General features: G+C 71.9%; 12 protein-coding genes. 11 read left to right on the forward strand and 1 reads right to left on the reverse strand.

Annotation, left to right across the window (positions count from 1 at the left end):
- Nucleotides 1-121: 121 nt before the first annotated feature.
- The 5 genes from LNW73_RS21775 (at nt 122) to LNW73_RS21795 (ending at nt 8,221) form a co-directional block, all read left to right on the forward strand.
- A complete protein-coding gene (locus LNW73_RS21775; RefSeq protein ID WP_250991039.1) occupies nt 122-4,126 on the forward strand; it encodes an Rne/Rng family ribonuclease in 4,005 nt (1,334 codons plus the stop codon).
- Nucleotides 4,127-4,388: 262 nt separating this feature from the next.
- The gene (gene rplU / locus LNW73_RS21780; RefSeq protein ID WP_138359423.1) at nt 4,389-4,709 is read left to right on the forward strand and encodes a 50S ribosomal protein L21; all 321 of its coding nucleotides are present in this window, start codon (nt 4,389-4,391) and stop codon (nt 4,707-4,709) included.
- Between the two features lie 14 nt (nt 4,710-4,723).
- Nucleotides 4,724-4,981, forward strand: coding sequence for a 50S ribosomal protein L27 (rpmA, locus tag LNW73_RS21785; protein WP_138359421.1), 258 nt, complete (start codon nt 4,724-4,726; stop codon nt 4,979-4,981).
- 136 nt (nt 4,982-5,117) lie between these two features.
- Nucleotides 5,118-6,548, forward strand: coding sequence for a GTPase ObgE (obgE, locus tag LNW73_RS21790; RefSeq protein WP_250975892.1), 1,431 nt, complete (start codon nt 5,118-5,120; stop codon nt 6,546-6,548).
- A gap of 110 nt (nt 6,549-6,658) precedes the next feature.
- Entirely contained in the window at nt 6,659-8,221 is a 1,563-nt protein-coding gene (locus LNW73_RS21795) for a glycosyltransferase family 2 protein (protein WP_250991040.1), read from the forward strand.
- 103 nt (nt 8,222-8,324) lie between these two features.
- Here LNW73_RS21795 and LNW73_RS21800 read toward each other — a convergent pair whose 3' ends face one another.
- The gene (locus LNW73_RS21800) at nt 8,325-11,894 is read right to left on the reverse strand and encodes a bifunctional glycosyltransferase/CDP-glycerol:glycerophosphate glycerophosphotransferase (RefSeq protein ID WP_285391467.1); all 3,570 of its coding nucleotides are present in this window, start codon (nt 11,892-11,894) and stop codon (nt 8,325-8,327) included.
- Between the two features lie 123 nt (nt 11,895-12,017).
- Here LNW73_RS21800 and galE point away from each other — a divergent pair, with 123 nt between their 5' ends.
- The 6 genes from galE to LNW73_RS21830 all read left to right on the forward strand — a co-directional run bounded on the left by galE (nt 12,018) and on the right by LNW73_RS21830 (nt 18,160).
- Complete coding sequence (gene galE / locus LNW73_RS21805) at nt 12,018-12,998, forward strand: UDP-glucose 4-epimerase GalE (protein ID WP_250975889.1); 981 nt, start codon at nt 12,018-12,020, stop codon at nt 12,996-12,998.
- Between the two features lie 186 nt (nt 12,999-13,184).
- A complete protein-coding gene (gene proB, locus LNW73_RS21810) occupies nt 13,185-14,315 on the forward strand; it encodes a glutamate 5-kinase (protein ID WP_250975888.1) in 1,131 nt (376 codons plus the stop codon).
- A 156-nt stretch (nt 14,316-14,471) separates the two neighbouring features.
- Nucleotides 14,472-14,924 carry a hypothetical protein gene (locus tag LNW73_RS21815; RefSeq protein WP_138353135.1) on the forward strand — a complete coding sequence of 151 codons (453 nt, stop codon included), beginning with the start codon at nt 14,472-14,474 and terminating at the stop codon, nt 14,922-14,924.
- Between the two features lie 222 nt (nt 14,925-15,146).
- Nucleotides 15,147-16,457, forward strand: coding sequence for a glutamate-5-semialdehyde dehydrogenase (locus LNW73_RS21820; protein WP_250991042.1), 1,311 nt, complete (start codon nt 15,147-15,149; stop codon nt 16,455-16,457).
- Between the two features lie 95 nt (nt 16,458-16,552).
- The gene (locus tag LNW73_RS21825; RefSeq protein WP_250975886.1) at nt 16,553-16,987 is read left to right on the forward strand and encodes an SCO2584 family spore wall biosynthesis protein; all 435 of its coding nucleotides are present in this window, start codon (nt 16,553-16,555) and stop codon (nt 16,985-16,987) included.
- Between the two features lie 66 nt (nt 16,988-17,053).
- The gene (locus tag LNW73_RS21830; RefSeq protein ID WP_250991043.1) at nt 17,054-18,160 is read left to right on the forward strand and encodes an SCO2583 family membrane protein; all 1,107 of its coding nucleotides are present in this window, start codon (nt 17,054-17,056) and stop codon (nt 18,158-18,160) included.
- Nucleotides 18,161-18,173 lie beyond the last annotated feature (13 nt).

Genomic DNA, 18,173 nt, shown 5'->3' on the forward strand with positions numbered 1-18,173 from the left:
CGAGACAACAGCTCCCGTGCGGCGCCCGCGCCCCCGGACAGCGGCACCACGACCGACGTCGCGGCCCGCCGCCACCGGAACAGAGCGCGGCGCCCGGGAGCATGACGGGAGCACTGCCCGAATGCTCGATCACAACGAGCCCAACGAGGCGCCGGACAACGGCGCCGCGACCAGCGAAGAAGCCACGGCTCCCCGCCGTCGCCGCCGCGCCGTATCCCGCCCGGCGGGCCCGCCCGCCGCGCCGGCCATACCGGCCACTTCCGCCGACGAGGCCGCGTCGGCCGCGAGCCCGGCGTCCGCAGAGGACACCGCCGCCCCTGATGACTCCGCCGCGCCGCCGCGCGCCCGCCGTCGTGCCACCCGCAAGGTGACGGCCCCGGCCGGTGCCCCCGCGGCCCCCGACGCCGTCGAAAGCCCAGTGGCCGCACAGCCCGCACCGGCCGCCGCGCCCGAAACCCCCGCCGAAGCCGCTGACGCCCCGGACACCTCCGCCGCGCCGCCGCGCGCCCGTCGTCGTGCGACCCGCAAGGTCACCGCGCCGTCCGAGGCCCCGCAGGCGGTCGAGGAGGCGCCCGTCGCCGAGACCCCGGCCGCTGTCGAGGCACCGGCCGAGCCGGCCGTGGACCCCGCCGCGCCGACCCGGGCCCGCCGCCGCGCGACCCGTAAGGTCGCCGCGCCCGCCCAGGCTCCGCAGTTCACCGAGGAGGCGCCCGCCGCCCCGGCGCCCGTCGTCGCCGCGGCCCCCGCTGCGGCGCCCGCCGCGTCCGAGGCCGAGGCCCCGGGCCGTGGCCGCCGCTCCTCCCGCAAGCGCGTCGCTCCCTCCGCCCCGTCGGCCTCGTCGGCCGCGGGCGACGGTGCCCGCCGGCTGAAGCCGGGCGCGCTGGCGCCGAAGGACGACACCTTCGCGCAGGCCGCACCGGCCGCGCAGCCCGCCGTGCCGGACGAGGAGGACACCGACGTGCCCGCCGCGCCGCGTGCCGCCCGCCGCGCGACCCGTAAGGGCACCGCCGAGGCCGCCCCGCAGTTCGCCCCGGTCGAAGAGGCCGTGGCCGAGGCACCCGAGGCGGAGGCCCCGGCCCGCAACCGCCGCACCCGCAAGCGCGCCGTCGCCGCCGAGCAGGCCGTCGAGGCCGCCCGTCCGGTCGAGCCCGTCGAGCCCGAGGAGTCCGCCGCGCCGGTGGCCGTCGAGCCCGAGGAGGCCCCGGCCGAGCCGGCGCCGACCCGTGGCCGCCGCCGTGCGGTGCGCCCGCCGACGATGGTCTTCCAGCCGCCGGTCTTCCAGGCCGCCGAGCCCGTCACCGCCCCCGTCGCCGCGGAACCGGTCCAGGAGGAGCCGCAGGCTCCGGCCGTCCGGTCCCGTGACGAGGACGACGAGCAGGAGGGCGGTTCGCGCCGCCGCCGCCGTCGCCGCGGCGCCCCGGCCGAGGACGTGGTGACCGAAGCCGCGCCCGTCGAGGCCGAGGACGAGACCACCGACGCGGTGTCCGAGGAGACCGTGTCCGACGAGGACGACGACGAGTCGGACGACCGTCCGTCGCGCCGCCGCCGCCGTGGTGGCCGCCGCCGCCGTCGGGGCGAGTCCGCCGACGGCGACGAGCAGTCCGCCGAGGACGACGAGCACGAGGACGACACCGAGGACGACGCCGAGGCGTCGGACGGTGGCCAGGACGACGACGACCACGGCTCCACCAGCAGCCGTCGCCGGCGCCGCCGCCGTCGCCGCAGTGGCGACTCGGGCGGGGACGACGGCACGGTCGCCGACGACCCGGAGCGCACGGTCGTCAAGGTCCGTGAGCCGCGCGCCAAGGCCGAGCCCAGCCTGGGCACCGGCTTCGACGAGGTGACGTCCATCAAGGGCTCCACCCGCATGGAGGCGAAGAAGCAGCGCCGCCGTGAGGGCCGTGAGCAGGGCCGCCGCCGCGTCCCGATCATCACCGAGGCCGAGTTCCTGGCCCGCCGCGAGGCCGTCGAGCGCGTCATGGTCGTCCGGCAGAGCGGTGAGCGCACCCAGATCGGCGTGCTGGAGGACAACGTCCTCGTCGAGCACTACGTGAACAAGGAGCAGGCCACCTCGTACGTCGGCAACGTCTACCTGGGCAAGGTCCAGAACGTGCTGCCGTCCATGGAGGCCGCCTTCGTCGACATCGGCAAGGGCCGCAACGCGGTGCTGTACGCCGGTGAGGTCAACTTCGAGGCGCTCGGCATGGGCCACGGCCCGCGCCGGATCGAGAGCGCGCTGAAGTCCGGCCAGTCGGTCCTGGTGCAGGTCACCAAGGACCCGATCGGCCACAAGGGCGCCCGCCTGACCAGCCAGATCTCGCTGCCCGGCCGCTACCTGGTCTACGTGCCCGAGGGCTCGATGACCGGCATCAGCCGCAAGCTGCCCGACAACGAGCGGGCCCGGCTCAAGACCATCCTCAAGAAGATCGTCCCCGAGGACGCGGGCGTCATCGTGCGCACCGCCGCCGAGGGTGCGAGCGAGGAGGAGCTGCGCAGCGACGTCGACCGGCTGCAGGGCCAGTGGGACGACATCCAGAAGCGTGCCAAGGGCGGCAACGCCCCGACGCTGCTCTACGGCGAGCCGGACATGACCGTCCGCGTCGTCCGCGACATCTTCAACGAGGACTTCACCAAGGTCATCGTCAGCGGTGACGAGGCGTGGGGCACCATCCACGAGTACGTCAGCCAGGTCGCCCCCGACCTGACCGACCGGCTCACCCGGTGGACCTCCGAGGTCGACGTCTTCGCGACGTACCGGATCGACGAGCAGCTGCTGAAGGCGCTGGACCGCAAGGTCTGGCTGCCGTCCGGTGGTTCGCTGGTGATCGACAAGACCGAGGCGATGATCGTCGTCGACGTCAACACCGGCAAGTTCACCGGTCAGGGCGGCAACCTCGAGGAGACCGTCACCAGGAACAACCTGGAGGCGGCCGAGGAGATCGTGCGCCAGCTGCGGCTGCGCGACCTGGGCGGCATCGTCGTCATCGACTTCATCGACATGGTCCTGGAGTCCAACCGCGACCTCGTCATGCGGCGGCTGCTGGAGTGCCTGGGCCGGGACCGGACCAAGCACCAGGTCGCCGAGGTCACCTCGCTCGGACTGGTGCAGATGACCCGCAAGCGGGTCGGCCAGGGCCTGCTGGAGTCGTTCTCCGAGGTCTGCGTGCACTGCAACGGGCGCGGCGTCATCGTCCACATGGACCAGGCGACGACCACCGGTGGCGGCGGCAAGCGCAAGCGCCGCGGCAAGGCCGGGACCGGTGCGGGCGACGAGCACACGCACGAGCACGACACCGAGAACGAGAACGACGAGTACGAGGCGCACGAGGACGCGGACGAGTACCCGGAGCTGGAGCCGGTCGCGGTGACCGAGGCCGAACTGGTGCCGACGGTCGCGACCGACGACGAGTGGTTCAGCAGCGCCGCCGAGGCCGAGGCCGCGGCGACGTCACGTGGCCGTGGCGGCCGCCGCCGGGCGAGCCGTAAGGCCACCGCCCCGGCGGGCGCGCCCTTCGCCGACCGGCAGACGCCGGCCGCCGAGGTGATCGAGTTCGTGATCGAGCCCGCCGCCGAGGCCCCGGAGCCGGTCGCCGAGCCGGAGCCGGTGGCGGTCGCCGAACCGGCACCCGTCGCGGAACCGGTCGTGGAGGCGCCGGCCCCGGGCCGTACGCGCCGCCGTGCCACCCGCAAGGTGAGCGCCCCGGCGGGTTCACCGGCCTCCTCCGAGGCCGAGCCCGTCACCGTGGTCGAGGCCGCCCCCGTCGTCGAGCCGACGCCGGAGCCGGTCGTGGAAGCGGCGCAGCCCGCTCCCTCCGCCGCACCGCCCCGGGCCCGCCGCCGTGCGACCCGCGAGGTGACCGCTCCGGCGGCCGAGGGCGCCGCAGTGGTGGTCGTCGGCACCGAGGCCGCCCCTGAGGCCGCGGAGACCGTCCAGGACGCCGCTGAGGCCGACGGTGCGGTCACGGAGCCCAAGAAGCGGGCGCCGCGCAAGGCGGCCGCGAAGAAGGCGCCGGCGGCGAAGAAGGCCGTGGCGAAGAAGACGGCGGCCAAGAAGACCGTCGCCAAGAAGGCGCCGGCCAAGAAGGCGGCCACCAAGAAGACCGCCGGCACGGCCGACAGCGAGTAGCCCAACTGCTGGTGTGACAAGCCGTCTTGAGACGGTGAAGGGCGGGCCCGGAGACCTCGGGCCCGCCCTTCCGCACTACGGCCGCCGGCCGCCCGGCCACCCGGTTTGACCCTGCGCCATGGGCCCCGTAGCCTTGGCCTTCGGCGTTTTTGCGCCCGCTCCTGAGCAAATCCCTCCCGGTCCGCCGGGAGAGGCCCCCCAATGTCGGACAGGGATGGCTGGCTTCAGGAGTACCCGATTCGAGCTTGAGAGTGAGTTCCGCGTGTACGCAATCGTGCGCAGCGGCGGCCGCCAGCACAAGGTGGCCGTTGGCGATGTCGTCGAGGTAGACAAGATTTCCACCGGCAAGGTGGGCGACGCGGTCGAGCTCTCGACGCTGCTCGTCGTCGATGGCGACTCCGTCACCAGTGACCCGTGGGTCCTGGCCGGAATCAAGGTCGCGGCCGAGATCGTGGACCACCACAAGGGTGTCAAGATCGACATCCTGCGGTACAAGAACAAGACCGGTTACCGCCGTCGTCAGGGTCACCGTCAGCAGTACACGGCGATCAAGATCACCGGTATCCCCGCGGCTGCGAAGTAAGGGACTGAGAGAACATGGCACACAAGAAGGGTGCATCGTCCACCCGTAACGGACGTGACTCCAACGCTCAGTTTCTCGGCGTGAAGCGTTTCGGCGGCCAGGTCGTCAACGCCGGCGAGATCATCGTCCGCCAGCGTGGCACGCACTTCCACCCCGGTTCGAACATGGGCCGCGGCAAGGACGACACGCTGTTCGCTCTCGCCGCCGGTGTGGTCGAGTTCGGCACCGCGCGTGGCCGCAGGGTAGTGAACATCGTTCCGGCCGCCGTCTAATACGGCTCCGCAACGAACACAGACACACCACTGAGGGCGGATCCCACTTCCCCGACGCGCACCGCGCGCGGGAAGAGGGTCCGCCCTTGGTGCGTTAGTACAGAGACAATCCCGTATTTATCTGGAGGCAATCCGTATGACCACCTTCGTGGACCGCGTCGAGCTGCATGTCGCCGCGGGTAACGGAGGCCACGGCTGCGCCTCCGTTCACCGGGAGAAGTTCAAGCCGCTCGGCGGTCCGGACGGCGGCAACGGCGGCCGTGGCGGCGATGTGATCCTGGTCGTGGACCAGGACGTCACCACGCTCCTCGACTACCACCACACCCCGCACCGCAAGGCCACCAACGGCAAGGGCGGCGCGGGCGGCAACCGCACCGGCTCCGAGGGCCAGGACCTGGTCCTGCCGGTGCCGGACGGCACCGTCGTGCTGGACAAGGACGGCAATCTGCTCGCCGACCTCGTCGGCCAGGGCACCACCTTCGTCGCCGGCCAGGGCGGCCGCGGCGGCCTCGGCAACGCGGCGCTGGCCTCGGCCCGCCGCAAGGCCCCCGGCTTCGCGCTGCTCGGCGAGCCCGGCAAGGCCCGGGACATCGTCCTGGAGCTCAAGACCGTCGCCGACGTGGCACTGGTCGGCTACCCGAGCGCGGGCAAGTCCTCGCTCATCTCGGTGCTCTCGGCCGCCAAGCCGAAGATCGCCGACTACCCCTTCACCACCCTGGTCCCGAACCTGGGCGTGGTCACCGCCGGTGAGGTCGTCTACACGATCGCCGACGTCCCCGGCCTGATCCCGGGCGCCAGCCAGGGCCGCGGCCTGGGCCTGGAGTTCCTGCGGCACGTCGAGCGCTGCTCGGTGCTCGTGCACATCCTGGACACCGCCACGCTGGAGTCCGACCGTGACCCGGTGACCGACCTCGACGTCATCGAGGCCGAGCTGGCCGAGTACGGCGGCCTGGGCGACCGGCCGCGCATCGTCGTGCTGAACAAGATCGACGTGCCGGACGGCAAGGACCTCGCCGACATCATCCGGCCCGAGCTGGAGGCCCGCGGCTACCAGGTCTTCGAGGTCTCGGCCGTCTCCCGGCTGGGCCTGCGCGAGCTCTCCTTCGCCCTGGCGAAGATCGTCGCCGAGACCCGCGCCGCCAAGCCCGCGCAGGAGTCGACCCGGGTCGTCATCCGCCCGGTCGCGGTGGACGACGCCGGCTTCACCGTCACCGAGGAGGAGGGCTCCTACCGCGTGCGCGGCGAGAAGCCCGAGCGCTGGGTGCGGCAGACCGACTTCTCCAACGACGAGGCCGTCGGCTACCTCGCGGACCGGCTCTCGCGCCTCGGTGTCGAGGAGCGGCTGGTGAAGGCCGGCGCCCAGGCGGGCGACGAGATCATCATCGGCGAGGAGGAGAACGCGGTCGTCTTCGACTGGGAGCCGACGATGGCAGCCGGCGCCGAGATGCTGGGCCGCCGCGGCGAGGACCACCGCTTCGACCCGCCGCGCCCGGCCGTCAACCGCCGCCGCGACAAGAGCGACAAGGACGACGCGCAGCAGGAGTTCGACGACTTCGAAGCCTTCTGAGCAGCCGTTCCGAACAGCCCCGAGGAGTGCCGCGTCAGGCGCTCCTCGGGGGCTTTCCGGCCCGTGCCGGATGAGATGATCTCCTGATGGTCAGGGACATGGGGTCGGGTATGGGACACGTCAGCATCGTTGTGATCGTCTACAACGACGCCTCCCGCATCGTGAGCGCTGTGGAGTCCGCGCTCGCGCAGGGGCCCGAGGTGGGCGAGGTGATCGTCGTCGACGACTGTTCGACGGACGGCACACTCGACGCGCTCGCGCCGTTCGCCGGAGACCCGCGGGTGCGGATCCTCCCCAGGGAGACGAACAGCGGGGGCTGCGGGACACCGCGCAACGACGGCATGGCCGCCGCCACCCTCCCGTACGTGATGTTCCTGGACAGTGACGACGTCCTGCCGCCGGGGGCCATCGGCGCCCTGCTGCCGATCGCCGAGCAGCGGCGTGCCGACGTCGTCGCGGGCCAGTGCCTGCGCGTGGAGCTCCCGGACGGCGCGACCACCGTCTGGGCCCCGCTGATCTACGACCGGTCGGCGGGCGCCGATCTGCCCGGCACCGTGATCGAGGGGATCGAGGACCGGCCCCGCATGCTGTGGGACACCCTGTCCGTCAACAAGCTCTACCGCCGGGCGTTCCTGGAGAAGCACGCCATCACGTTCCCCGACGGCGCCTTCCACTACGAGGACTTCGTCTTCACCGCGCGCGTCTACGCCGCCGACCCGCGGCTGGCGGTGACCGACGAGGTCGTCTACCACTGGCAGGTACGCCGGCAGGCGGCGAAGCTGTCGATCTCGCTGAGCCGTGGCGCCATCAGGAACTGGCAGTCCCGCGTCACCGCCCACCGCGGCGTCGTGGAGGTGCTGCGCAACGCCGGGCGCGAGGAGCTGGCGCTGCACGCGCAGGCCAAGTTCTGCGATTACGACCTGCCGCTGTATCTGCGTGAACTCCCGCAGCGCGACCCGGAGTACGTGGCCGACTGGTGGCGGATCACCCGTGAGTACCTGGCCGGGTTCGACCCCGAGGGCATCGCCTGCGCGGCTGTCGTCTCCCGCTGGATCGCCGGTGCGATCCTGGCCGCGCCGGAGCCCGCCGACACCGGCCGGCTGGTGGAGCTGACCGCCCGCCCGCCCCGGCTGATCCCCCCGTACGACCCGGCCGCGCCGCCCGTGGGACTCGGCCTGCTGACCACCGCGGAACTGCCGGTGGCCGTCGACGGCCGCGTCAGGGCGGGCGGCAGCACCCGGCTGAGCCTGCGTGTGCACGAGCTGTACGGGCGGCTCGCGGAGCTCGGCCCGCGCACCGTCCACGTCGAGCTGGAGGAGCGGACCGGAAGCCGGCCCGCGGTCGGCGTGCAGGCACCGCTGGTCCCGGACGGCGACGGCTGGACCGCCGAGGTACGGCTGTCGACCGGTGCACTGGCCTGCCCCGGACAGCTGGGCGTGTGGAGCGTACGGGCCGAGATCCGGTACGCCGACGGCGCCGCGACCCCGGTGGAGGTGCGTGCCGCCGGAGCCCAGGCGCCCCGCCGGGGCATCGTGGTGCGCCCCACGGGCCGGGTGCTGCTGGTCCAGACGCATGTCACCGGCGGCCGGGCGCTGGTGCTGCGGGTCGCCGACGGACTGCAGGGCGCCCGCAGGGTCGCCGAGGCCCGGATGCGCCGGCTGCTCGGCCGCTGACGCTGCCGCCTTCCGGTCTGCTGCCGCCGCCTGCTGCCGGATTCACCCGAAAGGGCGGCCACCCCGAGGGGTGGCCGCCCTTTCGCGGCTGGGAGCGGGGAGGTCAGTCCTCCTTGGTCAGCTCCTGCATCCGGTCGATGACCCGGCCGGCGGCCTGGCCGTCGTCCAGGTCGCAGAAGACGTCCTGGAACTTCTTGTACGCGTCCTTGTACCGGTCCGTCACCGCGTCCAGGTCCTTGAGCGACGCGATCAGCTCGTCCGACGTGGAGATCAGCGGCCCGGGGGCCTCCTTCTCGAAGTCGAAGTAGAAGCCGCGCAGTTGGTCGCGGTAATGCGCCAGGTCGTAGGTGAAGAACAGCATCGGACGGCCGGTGTTCGCGTAGTCGAACATCAGCGACGAGTAGTCCGTGATCAGAACGTCCGCGGCGAGGAACAGCTCGCCGATCTCCGGGTACTCCGAGACGTCCCAGACGAAGCCCTCGCCCGCACCCGGCACCGTGTCCACCACGTTCGGGTGGCGCCGGACCAGGAGGACGAAGTCGTCCCCGAGCTCCTGCTTGGCCTTCACCAGATCGACCTGGAGGTCGAGCTTGTACCGGCCGGGGCCGTAGTACTGGTCGTCGCGCCAGGTCGGGGCGTAGAGCACGACCTTCTTGCCCGCGGGGAGCCCGATGCGCTCGCGCACCTTCTCGGCGATCTCGTCGCGCTCCGGTGCGTAGAGCATGTCGTTGCGCGGGTAACCCGCCTCCAGCAGCTCACCGTCGAACGCGAACGCGCGCTTCAGGATCGGCGTGCTGAACCGGTTGGGGGAGACGATGAAGCTCCAGCTCTTCGACTCCTTCGCCACGTTCTCCAGGTACCGCCCGTTGGTGAACTGGACGTCCTCGATGTCGTGGCCGATCTTCTTCAACGGGGTGCCGTGCCAGGCCTGGACGACGACCTGGCCCGGACGCCGCTTCAGCCAGTACGGCAGGTGCGCGTTGGTGACGATGTACCGGCTGCGGGCCAGCGCCTCGAACCACTCGCGGCCCCACATGCGGACGGCCTTCGCGCCCGGCGGCAGTTCGACCTGCTCGTCGCGGACGACCCACAGGTGCTCCAGGTCGTCGCCGCGCCGCATCAGTTCCTCGAACACCGCACGCGGCGAGTCGGAGAACTGCTTGCCGGTGTAGCTGTCGTACAGCACGGATTCGCGCAGCGGCTGGGTGCGGGCCTCGGGGTAGAACTGCGTCCGCAGCTGGCGCTGCCGGTACGGGCCCTGCTCGTCGGTCCGCAGCGACGCGGTGACTTCGAGCGCCAGCCGGTCGTAGGAGTGCGCGGCCGCGACGTACTTGCGGCCGGCGACCATGGTCTCGGCGGGCAGTTCGTCGATCAGCGCGGGGCTGATGACGACCGGGGTGCGCTCGTTGCCCTCCACCGAGTTCTGGAACATCAGGTTCCAGCGGCCGGGACGCAGCGGCAGGGTGCCGGCCATCCCGGGGACGGCGTGCACGGTGAGGGTGGCGGTGAACCGGTTGTCGGCCACCGTCACGGGGAAGACCTTCTCCTCGTGGTGCGCCCGGTGCATCAGCACCAGGTTCGCCGGGTCGGTGGCGCTGGTCGGGCACTCGCCCTCGACCAGCAGCGAGCCGTCCGACTGCCAGGTCAGCCGGTCCACGACGGGCCGTACGATCCGGTCGCTCAGCAGCAGGTAGCCCGGCGCGTTGCGGTGCAGGGCCAGCTCACGAGGGAGACCCGAGGCCGAGGGCGCGAGCGCGTAGCGGCCCGGCGCCAGATCGTCGTCGGCGATCAGCTGACGCGACTTGGGCTCACCGGGAACGACGATCTCGGTACGCCAGGTCTCGCTGTCCGGCGCCTTGACCGACGACAGCGCGATCTCCGTCATCCGGCCGTCGACGATGTCGTCCAGCGGGATCCGTACGGTGAAGGTCGTCTGCCCCTTGGGGGAGCTGCCGGTGATCTCCAGCGGGTACTCGTGCGAGCTGGGGGTCTTGAGGTGCTGCATGCTCAGCCGGCTGCCCTCGGCGAGCTCGCCGGCCGCCACCCCGCGGATCTCGATGAATCCGTCGGTCAGTTCGTGCCCGGTGACCCGGGCGCGGACCTTCTCCACCCGCAGCCGCAGCCGGCCGCCGATGAATAGCGGGACGATCCGGGTCTCGGCGTCGACGTAGTGCACCGGCGGGTGCGTACCGGAGCCGAAGGCGCCCGGGTTCAGGGCGCCCTTGCGCAGCAGGCCGCGGCTGAGGTTGCCGATCGCGAAGCGCCAGGTCGACTCGTTCCAGTGGCCGCGCTGCTTGAGCTTCTGCGCGTCGACCGTCAGCTCGAAGCCGGACCAGTCGTACGAGTAGCGGTTCTGGCCGGAGGTCGACGTGGCCTCGGGACGGAAGACCGTACGCGCCGGGATGACCAGCGTGCGCTTGGACTTGCTGTTGCGCAGCGCGATGACCTTGAGCGACATCCGCCGCTTGTGGACGTTCAGGTTGCTGACGTAGGAGAAGCCCTCGATCTTCAGCTCGTCGCCGTGCCAGGTGATCGAGGACACCTTGGTGCGCAGCGCCAGTTCCTGCTTGAGGCGGTACACGTGATTCGGCACACCCACGGTGCGGTTGCCGAAGAACGGGAACTTGCCGTAGCGGCGGAACCGCCGGACGACCGGCAGTGACGCGCCGGTCTCCTTCTTCTCGTACGACAGGACTTCGAGCAGTTCGTCCAGCTTGCCGTGCCGGATCAGGTGCCACTTCAGCCGCATGAGGGCCGGCAGCGCGTCCAGGGCGCGGGGCTCCACCCGGCTCAGGAAGTCCGACGCGACCTGCATGAACAGATCGCGGAACTCCTGGTCCGCGTCGGGCAGCACGTTGATGAAGATCCGGATGTCGCTGGCGAGGGCCGTCTCGTCGTACCAGCGCTTGTACTTGCGGTACTCCTTGCCCGGCTGCGCGGCGAGGAACCGGCTCACCGAGTCGACGGCGGCCACGCGGTCGCGGACCGACTTCAGCTCGGTGCGGCGCTGGGTGATGGACGGTGCCGCGCCGCCCTCCCGCTGCCGCCAGTAGTACGTGGGCTCACCGAGGATGTCGACGCTGCGGGCCCTGAAGTGCGCCGGGACCGTCAACGGAGTGTCCTCGTAGAGCACACCTTCGGGGAATTCCATCTCGTACTTGTCCCAGAAGGTGCGGCGGAACACCTTGTTGGGGGCGAGCCGGTCGGCGATGAGCGCCGGGTCCCGCGTGATGTGGGTCTTCAGCCGCGTCGTCGCCGTGGCCTTGCGGTGCATGGCCGACTGGGCGGTGCCTTTCGAGTCCAGCGTGAACACGTTGCCCGACGCGAAGTCGGACCCCGTCTCGTCCAGCGTCGACAGGAAGTGCTCGTACGCGTAGTCCGGGATGATGTCGTCGCTGTCGACGAATGTGAGGTAATCCACCCCGGGAGTGCAGTTGCGTACACCCGTGTTGCGGGCGTGGCCAAGGCCGCCGTTCGTCTGTTCGACGACACGGAACCGGGGGTCGCGGGCGGCGAAGGCGGCGGCGATCTCGCCGCTTCTGTCCGTCGAACCGTCATTGACCATGATGACTTCGAGCTCACGGAGCGTCTGACCGGCGAGGGATTCGAGGCACTCCTCGAGAAACATCTCGACGTTGTAAATCGGCACTACCACCGAGAGCCGAGGGACCATGGGTCAGGACAACCTTTCCGTGGCGGGAAATGACGAACCGAGGTCCTGCTCCGGGGGAGCGCAGCCTGCTGAGGGTTCACTCCGAGTTTATCGCATGGCTACTCACCGACTTAGACTGACCGGATGACCTGGATGATCACCGGCGGCGCCGGATATATCGGATCGCATGTCGTCAAGGCGCTCGTCGAGAGCGGTGAACAGGTGGTCGTCCTCGACGATCTCAGTACCGGCGACGCGGCACGGCTGCCCGCCGGAGTGCCCCTGGAGCAGGGCTCGGTGCTGGACCGGGCGGTGCTGGACCGCGTCCTGAGCCGGTACGAGGTGCGCGGGATCGTGCACATCGCGGCGAAGAAGCAGGTCGGCGAGTCGGTCGAGCGCCCGCTGCACTACTACCGCGAGAACGTCGTCGGCCTGCAGACGGTGCTCGAAGCCGCCGCCGACGCCGGGGTGAGCCGCTTCCTCTTCTCCTCCTCCGCCGCGGTCTACGGCATGCCGGACGTCGATCTGGTCACCGAGCGGACCCCCTGCGACCCGATGAGCCCCTACGGCGAGACCAAACTCACGGGGGAGTGGATGGTCGGCGCGGTGGGCCGGGCGCACGGCATGGCCACCGCCTCGCTGCGCTACTTCAACGTGGCGGGCGCCGCCTCCGCGGAACTCGGCGACCCGGGGATCTTCAACCTGGTGCCGATGGTGTTCCAGCGGCTGGCCCAGGGCAAGGCGCCACTGATCTTCGGCGACGACTACCCGACGCCGGACGGCACCTGCGTCCGTGACTACATTCACATCGAGGACGTCGCCTCCGCCCACGTCGCCGCGGCGCGCCGGCTGACCGCCGACCCCTCGGCGTCCCTGAAGCTCAACATCGGCACCGGCGAAGGCGTGTCGGTGGCGGAGATGATCGACCTCATCCGCGAGGTGTCGGGGCACACCGACCTCGCGCCCGAGATCGTCCCGCGCCGCGCCGGCGACCCGGCCCGGGTCGTCGCGTCGGCCGAGCTGATCACCAAGGAACTGGGCTGGTCCGCCCGGTACGACGTCCGCCAGATGGTCACCTCGGCGTGGGCCGGCTGGCAGCTGCGGCACCCGGACCCGCGGGCCTGACCCGTGATCCGCGGGCCTGAGCCGCGTCCGGAGGTCTGACCCGCCTCCCGGACCCGCCGCCCCGGCGGGTCCCGGGGCGCGGTGTCCAGGGCGCGATACGCCCGGCCGCGCGGTGGCCCGGATCACGTAGATTGCACGGATCGGGGCGGGTGGACCGACGGGAACAGGCGAGCACAGGGGACGTACGTGGCAGCGGCGCGGCAGGACGTGGTGGAGGCCCGCAGGGTCGTGGTCAAGGTCGGTTCGTCCTCGCTGACGACGGCCTCCGGCGGGCTGGACGCGGACCGCGTCGACGCACTGGTGGACGTGCTGGCCACCGCCCGGGAGAACGGCCCGAAGGAGATCGTGCTGGTCTCCTCCGGCGCCATCGCCGCGGGCCTCGCCCCGCTCGGCCTCGACAAGCGGCCGCGCGACCTGGCCCGCCAGCAGGCCGCCGCCAGCGTCGGCCAGGGACTGCTGGTGGCGCGGTACACCGCGTCGTTCTCCCGCTACGGGATCCGGGTCGGCCAGGTGCTGCTGACCTCCGACGACATCAGCCGCCGCGCCCACTACCGCAACGCGTACCGGACGCTGGACCAGCTGCTCGTCATGGGCGCGGTGCCGGTCGTGAACGAGAACGACACCGTGGCCACCGACGAGATCCGTTTCGGCGACAACGACCGGCTGGCGTCCCTCGTCGCCCACCTGGTCCGCGCCGACCTGCTGGTGCTGCTGTCCGACGTGGACGGCCTCTACGACGGCGACCCGCGCTCGCCGGGCGCCACCCGGATCGACGAGGTCTCGGGACCCGCCGACCTCGAGGGCGTCACCATCGGCAGCGCCGGCAAGGCCGGGGTCGGCACCGGCGGCATGGTCACCAAGGTCGAGGCGGCCCGGATCGCGGCCGCCGCCGGCATCCCGGTCGTCCTCACCTCCGCCAGCCACGCGGCCGACGCCCTCGCCGGCCGCGTCACCGGCACGCTCTTCCACCGCACCGGCAAGCGGTCCGCCGACCGGCTGCTGTGGCTCGCGCACGCCTCCACCCCGCGCGGCGCGCTGCGCCTGGACCCGGGCGCGGTCAAGGCCGTCACGGAGCGCCGCACATCGCTGCTGCCGGCCGGACTGACCGGCGTCGAGGGGCAGTTCGTGGCCGGCGACCCGGTCGACCTGCTCGACGAGTCCGGCCGGGCCGTCGCCCGAGGCCTCGTCAACTTCGATGCCAGGGAGCTGCCGCGGCTGCTCGGCCGCTCGACGCACGACCTCGCCCGCGAACTCGGACCCGCGTACGAGCGCGAGGTCGTGCACCGCGACGACCTCGTTGTGCTGCACCAGCACTGAGCGAAGGGCCGGCCCGGCAGACCCAGTCGGGGACTTCTTGTCGAAAACGCCCCCGCGGTAGCCCGCACCCTGGTCAACTTTGAAGCGGAGGAGTCGCCAATACCGCCGCGGGGACGGGCGGCGCTCGCAAAGCAGAACGCCACAGGGAGGCCGCCGGTGAGACGAGGGCGCCCAGGTTCGTTCCCCCGGGGGACGACCGAACGGGCACTGGTCAGCGTCGACAGCGGAGCGGATACCAGTGCGGACCATCAGCCGGAAGCGCGCACCAGCTCCCGGCTCTGGCACGTCACGCTCAGCGTCTCCGGGCCCGGGGCCCCGCTCCCGGAGGTCAGACGCGCGCTGGAACAGCTCGCGCACGATCACCCGTTCCTGCTGACCAGCCGATATGCCCATGACCACGCCGAGATCAGGTACTGGGAGGAGGCCCGTGACCTCCACGATGCCGCGGCCATCGCGCTGCGCCTGTGGGGCGAGCACCGCTCGACGGCCAAGCTCCCGCCATGGGAGACGGTCGGCCTCGAAGTGATCGACCGTGAGACCTATCACCAGCGCATCTCCGAGGGCTACGGCCCCCCGCCGGCCGTGCCGGTGGGTGTCCACCCCTTCTAGGGCCTGTCCGGTCGATCATGGGCCGTTCGTGATCGGCCGGACAGGCCCTAGGCCTTCGCAGCGTTTCCCCCGTGCCCCCGGCTACCGCTGAGTGGTGCCCCCAGCCCGGCCCGGGTCCCGCCCCGGCCGGGCGGCGGGGGAGCCGGCAGGCCGGTCGGAGGGCCGTCTCAACGGCCGGAATCCCGTCCCGCCGTCCCCGGGAGGCGCCGTAGGCTGCCTGACATGAGCAGCAGCAGCCATGACGCCCCCTCCCTGCCCTCCCCCCTGCCCGAGTCCGCCGTGCTGCGGGCCGCCTACCGGGCCAGGGCCGCCGCGGCCTACCTGGCGCCGCTGCCGCGCTCGGTGAAGGACGACGCGCTGCTCGCCATCGCCGACGCGCTGGTGGTGCGGACGAAGGAGATCGTCGAGGCGAACGCGCGGGACGTGGCGCGGGCCCGGGCGGCGGGGAGCAGCGAGACGGTCATCGACCGGCTGACGCTGACCCGCGAGCGGGTCGCGGCCATCGCCGCCGACGTACGCGACGTGGCGGGCCTGCCGGACCCGGTCGGCGAGGTCGTCCGCGGCTCGACGCTGCCGAACGGGCTCGACCTGCGCCAGGTGCGGGTGCCGCTCGGCGTGGTCGGCATCATCTACGAGGCCCGGCCGAACGTGACCGTGGACGCGGCCGCCCTGTGCCTGAAGTCCGGAAACGCGGTGCTGCTGCGCGGCTCGTCCTCCGCGTACGCCTCCAACGAGGCACTTGTGAAGGTGCTGCGGGACGCCGTCGGCGGCGCGGGGCTGCCGGCCGACGCGGTGCAGCTGGTGCCGGGCGAGAGCCGGGAGTCCGTCAAGGAGCTGATGCGGGCCCGCGGCATGGTCGACGTCCTCATCCCGCGCGGCGGAGCGTCGCTGATCAGGACGGTCGTCGAACAGTCGACGGTGCCGGTCATCGAGACCGGTACCGGGAACTGCCACGTCTACGTGGACGCGCAGGCGGACCTCCCGATGGCGGTGGAGGTGCTCATCAACTCCAAGGCGCAGCGTCCCAGCGTCTGCAACTCCGCGGAGACCCTGCTGGTGCACCAGGACATCGCCGAGGCGTTCCTGCCGCTGGCGCTGGCGGCGCTGGCCGAGGCCGGGGTGACCGTGCACGGCGACGAGCGGGTGCTGGCGCTGGCCGAGCGGACCGGCTCCAAGGCCACCGTGGTGCCGGCGACCATGGAGGACTGGGAGACCGAGTACCTGAGCTACGACATCGCGGCGGGCGTCGTCGACTCGCTGGACGCGGCCGTCCATCACATCCGGCTCTGGTCGTCCGGCCACACCGAGGCGATCGTCACCACCTCGCAGCCCGCGGCGCGCCGGTTCACCCAGTTGGTGGACGCGGCCGCGGTGGTCGTCAACGCCTCGACGCGGTTCACCGACGGCGGTGAGTTCGGGTTCGGTGCGGAGATCGGCATCTCCACCCAGAAGCTGCACGCCCGCGGCCCGATGGGCCTGCCGGAGCTGACGTCGACCAAGTACATCGTGACCGGCGACGGTCACATCCGGTAGCGCGGCGGTCCGTCCACAGGGCCAACTGGGCGGGCGGGCAGTGTATTTCATCCGCTCCCTGCCCAAAGCGCCGTTGCCCGGACTACCCTGGTGCGATGCCGGATGATGACGAGTTCGCATCCCTGGTCTTCGACGAGGACTTCGTACGGTCCGCGCCCGTGCACGAGCCCACCGCGCGGCAGCGCATGCTCGCCGCCGCGCGGGCCCGTGCCGAGGCCGAAAGCGTGTCCGGCGGCGGGTCCGCTCCGGCCGATCCGGTCCGGTACGACACCGGTGAATCGGACGAACTGTATCTGCAGCACGTCCGAATGGCCGAAGGCCGCCCGTACCGTGCCGGCAGTGTCCGCTGGCACCGTTCACTCGCCTGGCTGCTGGCCGTGCTGATGGGAATCGGCGTGGTGGCGCTGACCTTCGCGGCCGTGTACCGGGGCGCCGGAGGCGGCCGGCAGCCCGCCGTACCGGCGCCGCCGTCGAGCGGACGGGTCGGCAGTCAGACCCTGCCGCCGGTGGCCGCCACCCCGCTTCCCTGAGCTGTTGTCAGAAGTTGTCGCGTATCACGGCGTTTATATGTGCCTCCGGAGACTTAACCTTGTGGTATGGCCGGTCCCCCTGGAGACCCTCCTGAGGGCGCCCCTGAGGGAGTCCCGGGAGGTGGTGAGGACGAGTACCGATCCGTCGTCTTCGACGAATCGTTCGTCCGTGCTGCCCGTATCCAGGAGTACTCGGCCCGTGAGCGGCTGGACGGGACCTCGCGGGCGGTGCGCGTCCGCCATATGTGGCCGGTCGCCGGCGCCCCGCGGCAGGCCCTGATCCTGGTCGTGCTCATCGCCGTCGCCTTCGGCACCGCCATCTACCTGGGCATTCGTCATCCGTACAGCAGTTCGGGACCGGAAGCGGTGGAGCCGCTGCGGATCACGGTGATACCGCTGGTGCCCCCGGGCCCGGTACCGGCCGTGAACGTGAAGTCGCTGTACGCGAACGATCCGGCCGCGCACTACCGGGCCGGTGCCGAAGGGCTTCCGCTGCCGACCGCGCGCCGTGTCGGGGACTTCACCGAGAGTCAGGTGATGCAGGCGCTCAGCAGCACCAAGGAGTACCTGGTGGCCTCGGCGCTCGACCCGGAAGCGGTTACGGGCGGCGGTGTGCGCGCCGTCCGGGACCTGATCGATCCCGGCCAGGTCGACCAGTTCGACCGCAGTCTGAGCGCCCCGGGCGACGACGGGCAGCACGCGGCGACCGGCTGGCTGGTGCGGCTGGATCCGGCCAAGGTGCGGCTGGCCGACCAGAAGGTACGGGTGAACGGCACGATCACGGTGTCCCAGGTCGGTGACGACCGGCTGGAGGTCGTCGCCGACCACACCTTCGTCTACGCGGTGCAGGGCGTCACCGGGTCCGGGGCGGCGCCGGGCGCCACGTCGCTGTTCACCGTGCGGCGCGAGATGCGGTTCCGCTTCGACCGGGACGACCTGCGCGACCACCACCTGGAAGTGGTGCAGGCCGATGTCGCCGCCGGGCCGCTGTCCTGCACGGCCCCGGCCGCCGACTACTTCCGGCCGCTGCTCGCCGGCCAGTCGCCGCAGGGCCCGGCCACCGCCGATCCGTACGACCGCGACCGGCCGGCCGCCTCCGTCTGCGCGGGGCTGGCGAACGGCGCCACCGGTACCCCGGCGGCGCCCTTCGCCACGTCCTCAGCCGCTCCCTAGGCCCCCGAGGGCG

It is taken from the genome of Streptomyces sp. RKAG337 (assembly GCF_023701715.1).
GTDB lineage: Bacteria > Actinomycetota > Actinomycetes > Streptomycetales > Streptomycetaceae > Actinacidiphila.

What these genes read in the sequence shown, in the direction of transcription:
- galE (WP_250975889.1), top strand. Translation starts at nt 12,018, where the DNA reads ATGACCTGGATGATCACCGGCGGCGCCGGATATATCGGATCGCATGTC.
- LNW73_RS21795 (WP_250991040.1), top strand. Translation starts at nt 6,659, where the DNA reads ATGGGACACGTCAGCATCGTTGTGATCGTCTACAACGACGCCTCCCGC.
- LNW73_RS21775 (WP_250991039.1), top strand. Translation starts at nt 122, where the DNA reads ATGCTCGATCACAACGAGCCCAACGAGGCGCCGGACAACGGCGCCGCG.
- LNW73_RS21800 (WP_285391467.1), bottom strand. Translation starts at nt 11,894, where the DNA reads ATGGTCCCTCGGCTCTCGGTGGTAGTGCCGATTTACAACGTCGAGATG.
- LNW73_RS21830 (WP_250991043.1), top strand. Translation starts at nt 17,054, where the DNA reads ATGGCCGGTCCCCCTGGAGACCCTCCTGAGGGCGCCCCTGAGGGAGTC.
- obgE (WP_250975892.1), top strand. Translation starts at nt 5,118, where the DNA reads ATGACCACCTTCGTGGACCGCGTCGAGCTGCATGTCGCCGCGGGTAAC.
- LNW73_RS21820 (WP_250991042.1), top strand. Translation starts at nt 15,147, where the DNA reads ATGAGCAGCAGCAGCCATGACGCCCCCTCCCTGCCCTCCCCCCTGCCC.
- LNW73_RS21825 (WP_250975886.1), top strand. Translation starts at nt 16,553, where the DNA reads ATGCCGGATGATGACGAGTTCGCATCCCTGGTCTTCGACGAGGACTTC.
- rpmA (WP_138359421.1), top strand. Translation starts at nt 4,724, where the DNA reads ATGGCACACAAGAAGGGTGCATCGTCCACCCGTAACGGACGTGACTCC.